Genomic DNA, 2,454 nt, shown 5'->3' on the forward strand with positions numbered 1-2,454 from the left:
GTGTATAAGAGACAGCAGCGGATCTCGCCCGCGTCCGCCATCGCCTCGACGGACGGGGTGGCGGACGGGGAGACCAGGGTGATGTCCGCGCCGGCCGCGATGAGGGCGGGGAGCCTGCGCTGCGCGACCTGGCCGCCGCCGACGACGACGACGCGACGGCCGGTCAGCCGCAGTCCGACGGGGTAGGCGGGGTGGTCGTCGTACTCGGCCATGGCGCGTGCGGCTCCTCGTGCGGGATGCGGTGTGCTGCGGGCCGCTGCGGCGGTGGAGCGGCGGTCGGATGAGGCGGTGGGGCAAGGAGGCGTCGGGGCGTGGCCCGTCGGCGGGTACTCAGGGGTCGTCGGCGTTTCGCGTGGGACCACGATACGGGGTGGGCGGGAGGGCGACGGAGGGGGCGGGCACGTTCGGCGCCCGCCCCCTCGCCCATGGCCGGGCACGGCCCGGCCCGGCGCCACCGGGCGCGGTGGCGCCGGGTGGTTCCCCCTACTTCTCCGTCACGCCCGCCGAGTCGAACGTCGCGACCTCGTGCATGGCCCGTGCCGCGCTCTGCACGATGGGGAGCGCCAGCAGGGCGCCGGTCCCTTCACCGAGCCGGAGGTCGAGGTCGACCAGCGGACGCAGACCCAGCTTGTTGAGGGCCGCGACATGGCCGGGCTCGGCGCTGCGGTGTCCGGCGATGCAGGCGGCGAGCGCCTCGGGCGCGATGGCCCGGGCGACCAGCGCCGAGGCGCCGGCGCTCACGCCGTCCAGGATCACCGGCGTACGCAGCGACGCGCCGCCCAGCAGGAAGCCCGCCATCGCCGCGTGCTCCAGGCCCCCGACCGCGGCCAGCACCCCGATGGGGTCGGCGGGGTCGGGCTGGTGCAGTTCGAGGGCGCGGCGGACCACGTCCACCTTGCGGGCGTGCATCTCGTCGTTGATGCCGGTGCCGCGTCCGGTGACCTCGGACGGGTCCATGCCCGTGTAGACACAGATCAGCGCCGCGGACGCGGTGGTGTTGGCGATGCCCATCTCACCGGTGACCAAGGCCTTGTTGCCGGCGGCGATCAGGTCGCGGGCGGTCTCGATGCCGACCTCGATCGAGGCGAGCACCTCCTCGCGGGTCAGCGCGGGACCGGTCGTGAAGTCGGCCGTCCCGGCACGGACCTTCCGGGGCAGCAGCCCGGGGGACGACGGCAGTTCGGTGGCGACGCCGACGTCGACGACGCACACCTCGGCGCCGACCTGGGCGGCGAAGGCGTTGCAGACGGCCCCGCCGCTGAGGAAGTTGGCGACCATCTGGCCGGTGACCTCCTGCGGCCAGGCGGTCACCCCCTGGGCGTGCACCCCGTGGTCCCCGGCGAAGACCGCGACGGCCGCGGGCTCGGGGATCGGCGGCGGGCACATCCGGGAGAGCCCGGACAACTGGGCGGAGATGATCTCCAGCATGCCGAGCGCGCCCGCGGGCTTCGTCATCCGCTTCTGGCGCTCCCAGGCCTCACCGAGCGCCTTGGCGTCCAGGGGGCGGATGTTGGCGATGGTCTCCTGGAGCAGGTCGTGCGGTTCCTCACCGGGCAGGGCGCGGCGGCCGTACGTCTCCTCGTGGACGACCCAGGACAGCGGGCGGCGCTTGGACCAGCCGGCCTGCATCAGCTCGGGCTCCTCGGGGAACTCGTCGACGTACCCGACGCACAGGTACGCCACGACTTCCAGGTGTTCGGGCAGGCCCAGTTCGCGGACCATCTCCCGCTCGTCGAAGAAGCTCACCCAGCCGACCCCGAGCCCTTCGGCGCGGGCGGCGAGCCACAGGTTCTCGACGGCGAGCGCCGAGGAGTAGGGGGCCATCTGCGGCTGGGTGTGACGGCCCAGGGTGTGCCGGCCGCCCCGGGTGGGGTCGGCGGTGACGACGATGTTCACCGGGGTGTCGAGGATGGCCTCGATCTTGAGTTCCTTGAACTGCTTGGCCCGGGCCTTGGGCAGCGACTTGGCGTACGCGTCACGTTGGCGCTGCGCCAGTTCGTGCATGGAGCGGCGGGTCTCCGCGGAGCGGATGACGACGAAGTCCCAGGGCTGCGAGTGGCCGACGCTCGGAGCGGTGTGCGCGGCCTCCAGGACCCTGAGCAGCACCTCGTGCGGGATCGGGTCGCCGCGGAAGCCGTTGCGGATGTCGCGGCGCTCACGCATGACGCGGAGCACGGCCTCGCGCTCGGCGTCGTCGTAGCCGGGGGCGGGCGGGGAGGCGGGGGCCTCCTCGGCGGGCGGCTCCTCGGCGGCGGCCGGCTGCTCTTCGGCGGCAGGGGCCTCCTCGGCGGCGGCCTCCTCGGCGGCGGCCGACTGCTCTTCGGCGGGCGGCTGCTCCTCTGCGAGGCTCTCCTCGGCCGGGGTCTCCTGCACGGGGGCGTCCTCGGCGGGGGCCTCCTGCACGGGGGCGTCCTCGGCAGCGCTCGGCTGCACCGCAGCCGGCTGTTCTTCGGC

The 2,454-nt window shown here is 74.4% G+C and carries 2 protein-coding genes; both read right to left on the reverse strand.

The genetic code is table 11. The features are described from left to right. Nucleotides 1-212 (reverse strand): NAD(P)-dependent oxidoreductase (locus tag IH13_RS0135580; RefSeq protein ID WP_037843405.1); only part of this gene is annotated, 212 nt, incomplete at its 3' end. A 271-nt stretch (nt 213-483) separates the two neighbouring features. Further along, a partial coding sequence (gene cobT, locus IH13_RS0135585; protein WP_031091202.1) for a nicotinate-nucleotide--dimethylbenzimidazole phosphoribosyltransferase occupies nt 484-2,454 on the reverse strand: 1,971 nt, incomplete at its 5' end.

It is taken from the genome of Streptomyces sp. NRRL WC-3549 (assembly GCF_000721935.1).
Lineage (GTDB): Bacteria > Actinomycetota > Actinomycetes > Streptomycetales > Streptomycetaceae > Streptomyces.